We start from the raw sequence: 14,926 nt of genomic DNA, 5'->3' as shown, positions 1-14,926 counted from the left end.
CATTAAACTGGTCCCTGTTAAGTGCGGGTACGCACGAGTAAGTGTCGCGCCGGGCTCATCCGCCCGGCGGAGCACAGGCAATATCTGAAAGGCCTTGGATTGAAGACGGCAGAGATCAAAAAACGCTGGTTGGACTACTTCGAAGCGAACGGGCACACCGTGGTCCCCTCGGCGTCGGTGATCAGCTCCGATCCGTCCATCCTGTTCAACATTGCGGGAATGGTCCAGTTCATTCCCTACCTCACCGGCCGGGAGCCGGCCCCGTACAACCGTGCCACCAGCGTCCAGAAATGCGTGCGCACCGGAGACATCGAAGAGGTCGGCAAGACGACCCGCCACGGCACCTTCTTCCAGATGAACGGCAACTTCTCCTTCGGCGACTACTTCAAGCGCGATGCCATCAAGTTCGCCTGGGGACTGCTGACGACTCCCGTCGCCGAGGGCGGCCTCGGCTTCGACCCGGACCTGCTGTGGGCGACAGTGCACGAGGACGATCTCGAAACCATCGACATGTGGCTCGAGGAGACCTCCGTTCCCCGTGAGCGCATCCAGCTGCGCGACAACGAGGACAACTACTGGCACACCGGCCAGCCCGGCCCTGGCGGCTACTGCTCGGAGATCTACTTCGACCGCGGCCCCGCCTACGGCGTCGACGGCGGACCCGTGGCCGACGAAGACCGCTATATCGAGATCTGGAACCTCGTGTTCATGGAGTTCGAACTCTCCGAGGTTCGTTCGAAGGTCGACTTCGACGTGGCCGGCGAGCTGCCGGCGAAGAACATCGATACCGGCATGGGACTCGAACGTGTCGCCTTCCTGCTCCAGGGCGTGGAGAACATGTACGAGATCGACGAGGTCTTCCCTGTCATCGAGGCCGCCAGCCGTCTGGCCGGTCGGACCTACGGAGAGGACGAACACGCCGATGTGCAGCTGCGCGTCGTCGCCGATCATGTCCGTTCGGCCCTGATCATCATCGGCGACGGGGTCCGCCCCGGCAACGAAGGCCGCGGCTACATCCTCCGCCGCCTTCTCCGCCGTGCCGTGCGTGCCATGCGTCTGCTCGGAGTCAAGAAGGAAGTCCTGCCCGAGCTGCTGCCCGTCTCCATGCAGGCCATGAAGCTGTCCTACCCGGAACTCGAAACCGACTTCGATCGCATCTCCCGGGTCGCCTACGCCGAGGAGAAGGCGTTCCTGCGCACCCTCGAATCCGGCACTCAGCTGTTCGCCAATGCCGCGAAGTCACTCGACGGCGCGGACAAGACCATCAGCGGAGACATCGCCTTCGCCCTCCACGACACCCACGGATTCCCCATCGACCTCACTCTCGAGATGGCCTCCGAAGCCGGACTGAGCGTCGACGAGGCCGGGTTCCGTGAGCTGATGAGCGAACAGCGCACCCGCGCCAAGGCCGATGCAAAAGCGAAGAAGGGCGGCGGCCACACCGACCTGTCCGCCTATTCGGCGCTGCTCGACGAAGGTGCCAGTGAATTCGTCGGCTATGACCGACTCGAGTCCGACTCCCGCGTGCGAGGAATCGTCGTCGATGGGGTCGCCGCCGAGGTGCTCACCGCCGGTCAGAGCGGCGACGTCGTCCTCGACCTGACCCCGTTCTACGCCGAATCCGGCGGTCAGCGCGCCGACGTCGGCCTCATCTCCGGCCATGGCTTCACCGCCCGGGTCAGCGACGTGCAGAATCCGGTCAAGGGACTGCCCGCCCACCGGGTCGAGGTCATCGACGGAGAGCTGCGCGTCGGCGACGAGGTACTCGCCGCCGTCGACCACGACCACCGGTTCCAAGGAGCACAGGCCCACACCGCCACTCACCTCGTCCACGCCGCGCTGCGCGAGATCCTCGGCAGCCACGCTGTGCAGGCCGGTTCGCTCAATCAGCCCGGATACATGCGCTTCGACTACTCGTTCCCCGAAGCCCCGAGCATCCAGATGCGCGCCGAGATCGAAGAGGTCGCGAACCTCGCGGTGCGCTCGAACTACGAAGTCGGCACCGAGTACATGTCCTTCGACGACGCAAAGAAGTCCGGTGCCATGGCGCTCTTCGGCGAGAAGTACCCGAATGTCGTGCGCGTCGTCGACATCGGCGGGCCCTTCTCCCGAGAGCTCTGCGGCGGCACCCACGTCGGAGCCTCCGCGGAGGTCGGCCCGATCTCCGTGCTCTCCGAAGCCTCCGTCGGCTCCGGAGTCCGACGTATCGAAGCCGCGGTCGGCATGGACGCCTTCCGGTCCCTGGCCGCCGAGCGGACCATCGTGTCCTCGCTCTCGGAGATGCTCAAGGTCCCCGGCACCGATGTCACTTCACGCGTGTCCGACCTGATGAGCCGGCTCAAGGACGCTGAGAAGGAGATCGCCCGACTCAACGCCCAGCAGCTGCTCGCCTCGGCCGGGAAGTTCCTCGATGAGGCGCAGACCGTGGGCCAGACGCTGTTCGTGCACGCCGAACTCGGCGACATCGCCAATGCCGGAGACATCCGCACACTGGTCACCGACCTGCGCAACCGGGTCGCCGATCGTCAGGCGGTGATCTTCGGCATCGGAGTCAGCAGCGGAAAGCCGGTCGTCGTCATCGCCACCACCGAGGCGGCCCGTGCCGCCGGTCTGCAGGCAGGGAAGCTCGTGTCGCTGGCCTGCGGCAAACTCGGTGGTGGAGGCGGGGGCAAGCCCGACCTCGCCCAAGGCGGCGGCAGCAATCCCGCGGCGATCCCGTCAGCCATCGCGGCGGTCAAGGCAGCCATCCAGTGAGTTTCCGCCGAGGTCGCCGGCTGGGTCTCGACATCGGTTCCGTGCGGATCGGTGTCGCCTCCAGCGACCCCGACGGGATTCTGGCCACTCCGCTCACCGTCGTTCGTCGAGTGGACGAACCGGCGGCGCTGCGGCAGCTGCGCGACATCGTCGACGAATACGAACCCATCGAACTCCTGGTGGGGGACCCGAAGTCCCTTGACGGCGCCGCCCGGGCCGCAGCCACCTCGGCGTTGGAATTCGCCCGCCGGATCGCCGCGGCCACCGGCACGTCTGTTCGCCTCGTCGACGAACGCTTCACCACCGTCGAGGCCCACCAGGCTCTCGCCGCAGCCGGGAAATCGTCACGCCAGCGACGCGAGATCGTCGATGCCCAAGCCGCCGTGATCATCCTCCAGAACGCCCTCGAGCTCGAACACAACACCGGTGTCCCCGCCGGCCGTGAGATGCCCGACGAGGAGAACGACGTATGAGCCCGATCACCGAAGAGTTCTCGACCGACGAAGGACTGTCCCGCGCAGAGATCCGCGCGAAGAAGCGGCGCAGAATGATGCGTCGGCGACGGACGACGACGATCGTGATCATCTGCATCCTCGTCTTCGGCATCGGGGGATTCTTCGGTGTGCGCGCGGCCGGGGGAGTCCTCGACGACCTGTTCGGGCCGAAGGGCGACTACGAGGGTCAGGGCACGAACGAGGTCTCGATCGAGATCGCTCCCGGCTCCTCGGCCCGCACCGTGGCCAACCAGCTCGTCGAAGCCGGAGTGATCATGAACTCCGAGCCCTTCCTCGACGAGATCGAACGCCGTGAGGCGACCATCCAGGCCGGAACCTGGACGATGCGGGAGAAGATGAGCTCGAAGGCCGCGGTCGAAGCGCTCATCAACCCCATCGCCCCGCCGAAGATCACGGTCGCCGAAGGCAAACAAGTTGAAGAGATCAAGGCGATCATGATCGAATCGGGGATGAACGCCGACGAGGTCGACAAAGCCATCGACGATAAGACCCCGAAGGACTACGGACTCGAGATCGAAGCACCGAGCCTCGAAGGCTATCTGTACCCGGCGACGTACGAACTGAACAAGCAGAAGACCGCCGAGGACATCGTCCAGGAGATGGTCGACAAGACCGAGACCGAACTCGACGAACTGGGAATCGAGAGCAAGGACGCCAACCGCATCCTCACTCTGGCCAGCCTCGTGGAAAAGGAATCCCCGGGAGACCCCGAGGTGCGCGCGAAGGTGGCAAGGTCCTTCCTCAACCGCATCTCCGACAAATCGCAGACCGGGGGACTGCTCCAATCGGATGCGACCGTGGCCTATATCCACGGTGCCCGCTCCGACCTGACGACGACGAAGAAGGAACGCCAGTCCGACTCGCCGTACAACACCTACAAGAAGAAGGGTCTGCCTCCCGGGCCCATCAACTCGCCGAGCAAGGGCGCCGTCGAAGCCGCGCTCGAACCCGCCGACGGTGATTGGCAGTTCTTCGTCGCGACGAACCCGGACACGGGGGAGACCAAGTTCGCCGACAACTACGAGGACCACAAGAAGAACGTCGAGATCTATCGCAAGTGGCTGCGCGAACACAGCAAGGACGACGGATAGCCGGTGAGGATACTTGCCGCAGTGCTCGGTTCGCCGATCGCACACTCGAAATCCCCGCTGCTCCACCGCGCCGCCTTCGTTGCGCTGAACCTGGACTCCAGTGAGTACTCCCGGTACGAACTCGGAGCCGACGAGCTCGAGGGATTCCTCGACTCCCACACCGATCACACCGGCTTCTCACTGACGATGCCGTTGAAGGACCGGCTCGTCACACTCGCCGCCGAACGCGGGTGGAACCTCGACGAGACGGCGGCACTGACGGCCGCCGGCAATACGATTGTGCGCCACCGCGGAGACGTTCAGGTGGCGAACACCGACGTCGAGGGCATCGTGCGTGCCATCGCCCCGCACAAGGAATCAGGACCGGCCGCGGCCGGAGGTGCAGGAGACGGTCGGGCGACGATCCTCGGCGCCGGAGCCACGGCCGCCTCGGCGCTCGTGGCCTGCCGCGATCTCGGGATCACACACGTGGACTTCCGCGTCCGCAGCCCGGACCGTGCCCGCCGGGTTCTCGACCTGGCCGAGCGGATCGGTCTGACCGCCTCGGTGGACGACCTGACTCGGATCGGTCCATCGTCGATAGTCATCTCGACGCTGCCCGCCGAGGCGGCGCCCGACCCGATCTGGGATGACTCCTTCGCCCCCGGCGCGATCGCCCTCGACGTCGCCTACGCCGCCGATTCGACCTTCCTCGCCGCGGCAGCCGCACATGGTCTGCGCCCCGTCGCGGGAACCGCCATGCTCGTCGAACAGGCCGTCGCCCAGTTCGAGATGTTCCTCGCCGCAGCCAGGGCCGACGACCCAACCGCGACGGAGACCATGCCGACGTCGAAGACCCTGCCGGCAGCAGACGACCTGACCGCGCGGGTCACGGCGGCCATGTACGCAGCACTCGAGGTCCCGCCGGTCCGGGCGCAGGACTGAACCGGCGATCGCGATGGACACCGGAGTGCTGCACGGGATGACCATCGGTGTCACGGTACTGGTCGCTCTGGCCTGCGGTCTCGTCCTCTCCGCGACCCCGCGGGCCTGGCTCAAGGACGCCTCGCACCTGCAGCGGTGGCAGGCCTCCAGATGGGCACGTGGTCCGGGTCCGGTGATGGGCGGCGTCATCATCGCCGCAGGATCCGCCGTCGTCTTCACCCTCACCGTGCTCGCACCACTTGAGACCGGGTGGAGCGCCTATGCGCCGCTGAGCGAGACGACGTTCGCCCCACTGCAGCCGAACTCGGCCGATCGCATCGTCTCCGCCCTGCTGCTGGGCCTCATCGCAGGCGCCACATCATTCCTCGTCACCGCGGATATCAGCGTACGCAGGCTGCCTGATCGGATCGTCATCCCCCTGTCTCTGGTCGCCCTCGGATTCATCATCACAGGGTCCGTGCTCGGAGCGCTGCCGATGTGGTTCGCGTCATTCTTCGCAGGACTCATCGGCCTCGTCTTCTTCACGGCAGTGCACCTGGTGGGTCGAGCGCTGCGGGCACGGACGATGGGGCTCGGGGACGTCAAGCTCGCGTTCATCGTCTTCGCCGTGCCCGGTCTCTTCGCCCCGTGGGCCCCTGCCCTCGTGCTTGTCGCCATGATGCTCATCAGCGGGGTCTGGGCGCTCATCGGCGCGATCCGAGCCGGTCGGGTGCGCGGGGTGACCATCGCCTTCGGACCGGCCATGCTTTTCGGTATGTGGCTCGGGTGCCTGTTCGCCCCAATCCTTTTGTAGAATCGGTGGAATGTTGAGATGGCTGACTGCAGGCGAATCCCACGGCGAAGCGCTGACCGGGATCATTGAGGGGCTTCCCGCCCATGTACCGATCACCAGGGACGATATTCGTGCGAGCCTGGCTCGCCGCCGACTCGGCTATGGCCGCGGCGCACGGATGAAGTTCGAAGCCGACGAGGTGCGTCTCCTCGGCGGTGTCCGCCACGGGCAGACCTTGGGCTCACCGGTGGCGATCGAGGTCGGCAACACCGAATGGCCGAAGTGGGAATCCGTGATGAGCCCGGATCCCGTCGACGCGTCCGAACTCGAAGGACTGGCGCGCAACGCCCCGCTGACCCGGCCGCGTCCGGGCCATGCCGATATCGTCGGCATGCAGAAGTACGGCTTTGACGAAGCCCGCCCCGTGCTGGAGCGCGCCTCTGCGCGTGAGACCGCGATGCGCGTGGCACTGGGCACGGTGGCCGCGAAGTTCCTCGGCGAACTGGGCATCACCCTCGTCTCCCACACCGTGGCCATCGGCGGCGCCGAACACGCAGCCGATGCGCTGCCCGGACTGCCGACCGCGGCCGATGTCGAAGCCCTCGACGCCGATCCGGTCCGCTGCTTCGACGCCGACCTCTCGGCGGCGATGGTCACCGAGATCGACGCGGCGAAGAAGGCCGGGGACACCCTCGGCGGAGTCGTCGAAGTCCTCGCCTACGACCTGCCTCCGGGCCTGGGCTCCCACGTGCATTGGGACCGTCGTCTCGACTCCCGCCTGGCCGGTGCCCTCATGGGCATCCAGGCGATCAAGGGCGTCGAGGTCGGAGACGGTTTCCTCACCACGAAGCGTCCCGGCTCGCAGGCCCATGACGAACTGGAAGTCGGACCCGACGGATTCCGTCGCACGAGCAATCGTGCCGGCGGCACGGAAGGCGGAATGTCCACTGGCGGTCCGCTGCGCGTGCGGGCGGGGATGAAGCCGATCGCCACGGTGCCGCGTGCCCTGGCGACGGTTGACGTCGAAACCGGTGAGGCCGCGAAGGCGAACCATCAGCGTTCCGACGTGTGCGCAGTTCCCGCCTCGGGAGTCGTCGCCGAAGCCATGGTGGCACTGGTGCTCGCCGAAGCCGTCGCCGAGAAGTTCGGCGGAGACTCCGTTGCCGAGACGAAGCGGAACCTGGACGCCTACGTCGCGGCCATTCCGGAGAACCTCCGCATCGGACAATGAACCACACCCCGCTGCCCAAACCGGTTCCGCCCTTGGAACCGGTCCCCGCCGCGCTCTCGCGCATCGTGCTCTCCGGTCCGCCGGCGGCAGGGAAATCGACGATCGGTCGGCTGCTCGCCGACCGGCTCGGCCTGCCGCTGACGGACACGGACGCGAACATCGTCGACAAGTACGGGGTCATCTCGGAGATCTTCGTCGAACGCGGCGAAGATCACTTCCGACGCATCGAACGCGAGGTCGTGCGCAGAGCACTGCGTCGTCTGCTCGATCGTCCGGGCATCGTGTCCCTGGGCGGAGGAGCGATCCTCAACCCCGGCACCCGAGCTCAGCTGCGACACCCGGCGATCAAGGTCGTGCACATCGATATCGATGTCGACACCGTGGCACAGCGGCTGACCGCCCCGCATCGGCCGCTGCTGCGCGGTGCCGGCAGCCCGGTGGAGAACTGGCTGGCACTGGTCAACGAACGAGAACCTCTGTACGAGCAGGTCGCGACCTTCCGGGTTCAGGCCTCGAACTCACCGCCGTCGACGGTGGTCAATCGAGTCGTCGACGTCCTCACCGGTCTGCAGCGAGCCGAGGAGTATGCGAAATACGCCGATCCCGACGACGACGGATCCGGCCAGCAGCGTTGAGCACAGCCCCGGCGGTGAGAAGCCTGCGACCACATCGGTCACCCGTTTCGCCGCCGGGACCCTGTGAGGGCTAGGCTGGATCCGGCCCATGGAGCAGGTGCCTCGACTCCGAGCACTCACCGGGCGGCCGAGCCTTGAGAGAAGACGATGAACGATCAGGAAGACGGACGAATGAGCCTCACACGCATCAATGTGGACGCCGGCGGGAAGTACCCCGTCCTCGTCGGCCAGGGACTGCTCGGCGAACTGCCCGAGCTGCTCGGAAACCGCGTCGAGAAGGTCCTCGTCATCCACCCCCGCGCACTGCGCACCACCGGCGAGACCGTTCGCGACGACCTCGCCGCCGCCGGTCTCGAGGCCGTGGCTGCGGAGATCCCCGACGCCGAAGAGGCCAAACACGTCCAGGTCGCCGCATTCTGCTGGCAGGTCCTCGGCCAATCCGACTTCACCCGCACGGACGCGATCATCACCGTCGGCGGGGGAGCGGTGAGCGACCTCGGCGGATTCGTCGCCGCCACCTGGCTGCGCGGAATCAAGGTCATCCACATCCCCACCACCGTGCTCGGCATGGTCGATGCCTCCGTCGGCGGCAAGACCGGGATCAACACTGCCGAAGGCAAGAACCTCGTCGGCTCCTTCCATGCACCCGCCGGTGTCCTCGTCGACCTCGACACGCTCGGAACACTGCCGGAGAACGAACTGTTCACTGGCCTCGCCGAGGTGGTCAAGACCGGATTCATCGCCGACCCCGCGATCCTCGATCTCGTGTCGAACCATTCGAAGGACGAGATCGCCGATGTGCACGGCCCCGTGCTGCGCGAACTCATCGAACGCTCCATTCGGGTCAAGGCCGAAGTCGTCTCCGGAGACTTCAAGGAGTCCGGACGCCGGGAGATACTCAACTACGGCCACACCCTCGGCCATGCGATCGAGCACAAGGAGCGCTACCAGTGGCGACACGGTGCCGCCGTATCGGTGGGCATGGTCTTCGCCGCCGAGGTGGCGTCGATGATCAAGAGCCTGCCCTATGAAGTCGTCGACCTCCACCGTGAACTGCTCGGCAAGCTCGGACTGCCGGTGGGCTACCGTTCCGACGTGTGGCCGCAGCTGCTGGACACGATGAAGAGAGACAAGAAGGCCCGCGGAGCGATGCTGCGAATGGTGCTGCTCAGCGACATCGGCGAACCGAGCACCGTGGAGATCCCCGATGCCTCCATCCTCTTCACCGCCTACCAGGAGATCGGCGAGGATTCGCCTACGGTTCCCCTCGGCATCGGCCTCGGCCTCAACTGACCCCGCCCGGATGGAAGCGTCCCGCGCGGCTTGCTAGACTTGCCCAGTGGCGCGTTCGTCGACCCCGCACCTCGGGGTTCTCCGGCGCGTCGTGCCGACTGCGATCACCATTCGGTGATCAGGACTGAACCGAAGAAGGACGAATTAGTGGCGACAACGAACGACCTGAAGAACGGCCTTGTGCTCAACCTCGACAACCAGCTGTGGCAGGTGCTCGAATTCCAGCACGTCAAGCCCGGAAAAGGACCGGCCTTCGTCCGCACCAAGCTGAAGCATGTCATCTCCGGCAAGATCATCGACAAGACCTTCAACGCCGGCACCAAGGTCGAGACCGCGAATGTCGACCGCCGCGATATGCAGTACCTCTACCATGACGGCACCGACTACGTGTTCATGGATGCCAAGGACTACGACCAGGTCAACATCTCCGCAGAGCTCGTCGGCGACGCCGCGAACTACATGCTCGAGAACCAGGATCTGCAGATCTCCTTCCACGAGGGCACCCCGCTCTCTGTGGAGCTGCCGCCCTCGGTGGAACTGACTATCACCCACACGGAGCCCGGACTTCAGGGCGACCGTTCGACCGGCGGTTCGAAGCCCGCGACCCTCGAGACCGGCTACGAGATCCAGGTGCCCCTGTTCCTCGAAGAAGGCGTGAAGGTCAAGGTCGACACCCGCAGCGGCGACTACCTCGGTCGCGTCAAGTAAGTGGCGTCCGCACGTACCCGAGCCCGTCGCCGGGCTCTCGAGCTGCTCTTCGAAGCCGGGCAGCGTCGACTGGCCATGGACGAACTCGTCACCATGCGGTCGAACGATCCCGACTACCCGATGAAGGAATACGCGGTCGAGATCGTCAAGGGCATCACCGAGAAGCAGGCGGAGATCGACGAGATCATCTCCACCTACTCAGAAGGCTGGGCCCTGGATCGGATGCCGGCAGTCGACCGGTCGCTGCTGGAGATCGGAACCTGGGAGATGCTGTTCAACGACGAGGTTCCCGACAAAGTGGCCATCGACGAAGCAGTGTCTCTGGCCAGACAGTTCTCCACAGATGACTCTCCCGGCTTCGTCTCGGGGCTGCTCTCCCGCATCCTCGACGTCAAACCGACACTCATCTGAGGCGGTGGGTCCGCACTCCGGACCCGCCCGCCGGTGGGCACCCCACCGGGTCTACAATCGAATCGAACCACTCCTTTAACCACCGTCCAGAGAGGCGGAGAAGGGGAAATATGACACAGCGAACAGTGCTGGACGCCCCCGATATCTCGCGGGCGATCACCCGCATCGCGCACGAGATCATCGAATCCAACAAGGGCAGCGACGACCTCGTCCTCTTGGGCATTCCGCGGCGCGGAGTTCCGCTCGCCCACCGACTCGCCGAGGCGATCGCCTCAATCTCCGGTCGGCCTGAGACCGCAGGCGAACTCGCCGGCAGCCTCGACATCACGATGTACCGCGACGATCTGCGTGGCGGCTCCTACCGGGCCCCCGAACCCACCACCATCCCGAGTGCGGGAATCGACGCGAAGACCGTCGTCCTCGTCGACGATGTGCTCTTCTCCGGACGCACCATCCGCGCCGCCCTCGACGCTCTCGCCGATGTCGGTCGACCCGCCAAGGTCCGGCTCGCCGTCCTCGTCGACCGCGGCCACCGGGACCTGCCGATCCGTGCCGACCACGTCGGCAAGAACCTGCCGACCTCGAGCAGCGAACGCGTCTACGTCTCCCTGACCGAAATCGACGGAGACGACTCCGTGAGCATCTCGGGAGGCCGCGAATGAAGCATCTGCTCGACACCGCATCGCTGAGCCGAGACGACGCCATCGGCATCCTCGACATCGCCGAGGAGATGACTCTCGTCTCCGAGCGCGAGGTCAAGAAGCTCCCCGTGCTGCGCGGACGCACAGTGGTCAACCTGTTCTTCGAGGACTCCACACGCACCCGACTGTCCTTCGAAGCCGCAGCCAAACGGCTCTCGGCCGACGTGCTCAACTTCTCCGCCAAGGGCTCCTCCGTTTCGAAGGGCGAGAGCCTCCAGGACACGATTCAGACGATCTCGGCGATGGGTGCCGATGCCATCGTCGTCCGCCACTCCGGGGCGGGCACCGCCCACCGCCTCGCCCATACCGGGTGGATCGACGTCCCCGTCGTCAACGCCGGCGACGGCACCCACGAACACCCCACCCAGGCGCTCCTCGACGCGTTCACCCTGCGTCGGGCACTGGCCGGAGTCCCCGCCTCGGGCCCGGCGAAAGGGGGACCGCGCGGTCAGGGGCTCGACGGAGCGAAGGTCGCCATCGTCGGAGACATCCTGCACTCCCGAGTGGCTCGGTCGAACGTCCACCTGCTCGCCCGCCTCGGCGCGGACGTCCACCTCATCGCTCCACCCACCCTGCTGCCCTGGGGGGTGGAGAACTGGCCGGTGACCATCCACTACGACTTCGATTCGGCGCTGAGCGCCGAGGACTTCGCAGCCGTGATGATGCTGCGCGTCCAACATGAGCGGATGCACGAATCCTTCTTCCCCAACGAACGCGAATACGCTCGCTTGTGGGGACTGAGCGCGGCCCGTCTGGCCAAATTGCCGGGGACGAGCTTCATCATGCACCCAGGGCCCATGAATCGCGGCTTCGAAATCTCCGCTGCCGCAGCGGACTCACCCCGCGCCCTCGTCCTCGACCAAGTCGAGAACGGAGTGAGCGTGCGCATGGCGGTCCTCTACCGTCTGCTGACCGGTCAGGAGGAGACCAATGACTGATTACCTCATCCGCGGTGCCGATGTGCTCGGACGCGGAGTCGCCGATATCGCCATCCAGGACGGTCGCATCGTCGACCCCGAGCTGCTGAGCTCAAACGACTATGAGACCGTCGACGCCGCAGGACTCGTGGCCATGCCGGGACTCGTCGATATGCACACCCATCTGCGCGAGCCGGGCAAGGAAGACGCCGAGACCGTGCTCACCGGATCACGCTCAGCCGCCTCGGGCGGGTTCACCTGCGTTCACGCCATGGCGAACACCGCGCCCGTGGCCGACACCGCCGGTGTCGTCGAACAGGTTCACCGGCTCGGCCGCGCCGCCGGATTCACCGAAGTCGTACCTGTCGGTGCCGTGACCACCGGACTCGAAGGAAAGCAGCTCGCCGAGCTGGGAGCGATGGCGCGCTCCGGAGCTCGCGTGCGGATGTTCTCCGATGACGGAATCTGCGTCTCCGACCCGCTGCTCATGCGCCGCGCCCTCGAATACGTCAAGACCTTCGACGGGATCATCGCCCAGCACGCACAGGAACCTCGCCTGACCGAAGGCGCACAGATGAATGAGGGAACGGTCTCGGCCGAACTCGGACTGCCCGGCTGGCCCGCCGTCGCCGAGGAGTCGATCATCGCCCGCGACGTCCTCCTGGCCGAACACGTCGGGTCCCGGCTGCACATCTGCCACGTCTCCACGGCCGGCAGCGTCGACCTCATCCGCTGGGCCAAGGCCCGGGGAATCGCCGTGACCGCCGAGGTGACACCGCACCATCTCATGCTCACCGACGAACTCGTGCGCACGTTCGACCCCGTCTACAAGGTCAACCCGCCGCTGCGCACCGACCGTGACGTGCAGGCGCTGCGTGCAGCGCTGGCAGACGGCACGATCGACGTCGTCGGCACCGACCACGCCCCGCACACGGCCGAACACAAATGCAGCGAATGGACCGCAGCGGCCATGGGCATGGTCGGCATGGAATCCGCCCTGTCGATCGTCGTCGCCGCCATGGCCGACCACGACTTCGACTTCGGCGATGTGGCCCGCGTGATGTCCTCGGCTCCGGCCCGGATCACCGGAGCCTCCGGGCACGGGAGCCTCGAGATCGGGGCGAGTGCGAACATCGTCCTCGTCGACCCGACGGCACCGCACCGCATCGAACCCGCCGACCACGCCACGAAGGGACGCAACAACCCCTTCGCCGGCGTCGAAGTCACCGCGCAGGTCACCGACACCTTCTTCTACGGCCACCGGGTCTTGGCCGCAGGGGCACTCACCACACCCCACCCGGCAGGAGCAACATGGACACCACAGTAGGCACACTCATCGTCGCCGCCGTCATCCTCCTCGTGATCGTCGCGATCGCCTGGGGATGGAGCCGACGCAAACAGGCCCAGTCAGAGGTCGTCACCCCGCCGAAGCCCCATATGGGAATCAAGGCCGTGGGCGAACCCGTCGAAGGCTCCTATGTGTCGACCACGAAGGCCGGCCATCCGCTCGAACGCGTCGCCGTCCACGGTCTGGGCATCCGCACCACCGGGGAACTCGTCGTCACCGACGGGGGAGTGATCATGGACCTGGCCGGACGCGAAGACTTCCTCATCCCGCGCCGCGACATCGTCTCCGTGGACACCACGAACGGGATGATCGGGAAATTCGTCGAACGCGGAGGCATCATCCGCATCACCTGGCACCTCGGCGACACCCTCGTCGATACGGGCTTCCGCGCCCGCTACGCCGCATCCACCACCCCTACCGTCGACCGCATCCGCGAAATGATCGAAGAGGCACAATGAGCTTTTCCACCACCCCCGCCGTCCTCGTCCTCGAAGACGGCCGGACCTTCCACGGATCCGCGTACGGACACATCGGCGAAACCACCGGTGAGGCCGTGTTCGTCACCGCCATGTCCGGCTACCAGGAGACGCTGACAGACCCGTCCTACCACCGACAGATCATCATCCAGGCCGCTCCGCACATCGGCAACACCGGAGTCAACCGCACCGATGACGAATCCGCCCAGATCTGGGCCGCCGGCTACGTCGTCCGCGACGCCTCCCGCATCTCGTCGAACTGGCGGTCCGAAGGCGACCTGGCCGACTGGCTGACCGAATCCGGGATCGTCGGCATCTCCGACGTCGACACCCGAGCCCTGACCCGCCACCTGCGCGACAAGGGAGCCATGCGCGTGGGCATCTTCTCCGGACCCGCCGCCGAGGCGCCCGGATCCGAACTCCTCGCCCGTGTCCAGGCGTCTCCGCAGATGGCCGGAGCCAACCTCGTCGACGAAGTCTCGATCACCGAACCCCGACTCATCCCCGCCCGCGGGGAGAAGCGCTTCAGCGTCGCCGCCGTCGACCTCGGCATCAAATCGATGACCCCCGAACGACTGAGCGAACGCGGAATCGACGTGCACCTGCTGCCGTCGACGATCAGCTTCGAGGAGATCCGGGCCCTGGGCGTCGACGGAGTCTTCTTCTCCAACGGACCCGGCGACCCCGCCACCGCAGACGACCAAGTCGAACTGCTGCGCGCCGTGCTCGACGCCCGAATCCCGTTCTTCGGCATCTGCTTCGGCAACCAGCTGCTCGGTCGGGCCCTGGGCTTCGGCACCTATAAGCTGCCCTTCGGCCACCGCGGAATCAACGTGCCCGTGATGGACCGGACCACGGAGAAGGTCGAGATCACCTCGCAGAACCACGGCTTCGCCGTCGACGCTCCGCTGACAGGCGAGACCACCGCCCCGCACAAGGCCGACTACGGCCGGGTGACCGTCTCCCATGTATGCCTCAACGACGACGTCGTCGAGGGACTCGCCTGCCTCGACATTCCCGCCTTCTCCGTCCAATTCCACCCCGAGGCTGCGGCCGGCCCGCACGATTCGAGCTACCTGTTCGATCGCTTCGTCGACCTCATGTCCGCTTCCCAGGCCGATTCGGCTGCCCAGGCCTAAGGAGAATACCC

Annotated in this window: 15 protein-coding genes; all 15 read left to right on the top strand. The window is 66.1% G+C overall.

Annotation, left to right across the window (positions count from 1 at the left end; translation table 11 throughout):
• Nucleotides 1-99: 99 nt before the first annotated feature.
• The 15 genes from alaS to carA all read left to right on the top strand — a co-directional run bounded on the left by alaS (nt 100) and on the right by carA (nt 14,915).
• A complete protein-coding gene (gene alaS, locus D3I60_RS12890) occupies nt 100-2,754 on the top strand; it encodes an alanine--tRNA ligase (protein ID WP_262776700.1) in 2,655 nt (884 codons plus the stop codon).
• Nucleotides 2,751-3,227: a Holliday junction resolvase RuvX gene (ruvX, locus tag D3I60_RS12885; protein ID WP_262776699.1), complete on the top strand. Its 477-nt coding sequence runs from the start codon at nt 2,751-2,753 to the stop codon at nt 3,225-3,227. The genes alaS and ruvX overlap by 4 nt, the downstream gene beginning before the upstream one ends.
• The gene (mltG, locus tag D3I60_RS12880; RefSeq protein ID WP_262776698.1) at nt 3,224-4,360 is read left to right on the top strand and encodes an endolytic transglycosylase MltG; all 1,137 of its coding nucleotides are present in this window, start codon (nt 3,224-3,226) and stop codon (nt 4,358-4,360) included. The genes ruvX and mltG overlap by 4 nt, the downstream gene beginning before the upstream one ends.
• A gap of 3 nt (nt 4,361-4,363) precedes the next feature.
• A complete protein-coding gene (locus D3I60_RS12875; RefSeq protein WP_262776697.1) occupies nt 4,364-5,284 on the top strand; it encodes a shikimate dehydrogenase family protein in 921 nt (306 codons plus the stop codon).
• Nucleotides 5,285-5,297: 13 nt separating this feature from the next.
• Nucleotides 5,298-6,077 carry a prepilin peptidase gene (locus D3I60_RS12870; RefSeq protein ID WP_262776696.1) on the top strand — a complete coding sequence of 260 codons (780 nt, stop codon included), beginning with the start codon at nt 5,298-5,300 and terminating at the stop codon, nt 6,075-6,077.
• A gap of 10 nt (nt 6,078-6,087) precedes the next feature.
• Nucleotides 6,088-7,287: a chorismate synthase gene (gene aroC, locus D3I60_RS12865; RefSeq protein WP_262776695.1), complete on the top strand. Its 1,200-nt coding sequence runs from the start codon at nt 6,088-6,090 to the stop codon at nt 7,285-7,287.
• Complete coding sequence (locus tag D3I60_RS12860; RefSeq protein WP_262776694.1) at nt 7,284-7,922, top strand: shikimate kinase; 639 nt, start codon at nt 7,284-7,286, stop codon at nt 7,920-7,922. Before aroC ends, D3I60_RS12860 begins: the two co-directional genes overlap by 4 nt.
• Before the next feature lie 171 nt (nt 7,923-8,093).
• The gene (gene aroB / locus D3I60_RS12855) at nt 8,094-9,215 is read left to right on the top strand and encodes a 3-dehydroquinate synthase (RefSeq protein WP_262776693.1); all 1,122 of its coding nucleotides are present in this window, start codon (nt 8,094-8,096) and stop codon (nt 9,213-9,215) included.
• 147 nt (nt 9,216-9,362) lie between these two features.
• Nucleotides 9,363-9,923 (top strand): elongation factor P, encoded by a 561-nt coding sequence (efp, locus tag D3I60_RS12850; RefSeq protein ID WP_262776692.1) that lies wholly within the window; start codon nt 9,363-9,365, stop codon nt 9,921-9,923.
• Nucleotides 9,924-10,334 (top strand): transcription antitermination factor NusB, encoded by a 411-nt coding sequence (gene nusB / locus D3I60_RS12845; RefSeq protein ID WP_262776691.1) that lies wholly within the window; start codon nt 9,924-9,926, stop codon nt 10,332-10,334.
• 110 nt (nt 10,335-10,444) lie between these two features.
• Nucleotides 10,445-10,996: a bifunctional pyr operon transcriptional regulator/uracil phosphoribosyltransferase PyrR gene (gene pyrR / locus D3I60_RS12840; RefSeq protein WP_262776690.1), complete on the top strand. Its 552-nt coding sequence runs from the start codon at nt 10,445-10,447 to the stop codon at nt 10,994-10,996.
• The gene (locus D3I60_RS12835) at nt 10,993-11,973 is read left to right on the top strand and encodes an aspartate carbamoyltransferase catalytic subunit (RefSeq protein ID WP_262776689.1); all 981 of its coding nucleotides are present in this window, start codon (nt 10,993-10,995) and stop codon (nt 11,971-11,973) included. Before pyrR ends, D3I60_RS12835 begins: the two co-directional genes overlap by 4 nt.
• Nucleotides 11,966-13,279: a dihydroorotase gene (locus D3I60_RS12830; protein WP_262776688.1), complete on the top strand. Its 1,314-nt coding sequence runs from the start codon at nt 11,966-11,968 to the stop codon at nt 13,277-13,279. The genes D3I60_RS12835 and D3I60_RS12830 overlap by 8 nt, the downstream gene beginning before the upstream one ends.
• Complete coding sequence (locus D3I60_RS12825; protein ID WP_262776687.1) at nt 13,264-13,758, top strand: PH-like domain-containing protein; 495 nt, start codon at nt 13,264-13,266, stop codon at nt 13,756-13,758. Before D3I60_RS12830 ends, D3I60_RS12825 begins: the two co-directional genes overlap by 16 nt.
• Nucleotides 13,755-14,915 (top strand): glutamine-hydrolyzing carbamoyl-phosphate synthase small subunit, encoded by a 1,161-nt coding sequence (carA, locus tag D3I60_RS12820; protein ID WP_262776686.1) that lies wholly within the window; start codon nt 13,755-13,757, stop codon nt 14,913-14,915. Before D3I60_RS12825 ends, carA begins: the two co-directional genes overlap by 4 nt.
• Nucleotides 14,916-14,926 lie beyond the last annotated feature (11 nt).

It is taken from the genome of Brevibacterium permense (genome assembly GCF_025506275.1).
Lineage (GTDB): Bacteria > Actinomycetota > Actinomycetes > Actinomycetales > Brevibacteriaceae > Brevibacterium > Brevibacterium permense_A.
The sequence above is the reverse complement of the archived record's forward strand: the minus strand, read 5'-3'. Positions and strand labels throughout refer to the sequence as shown.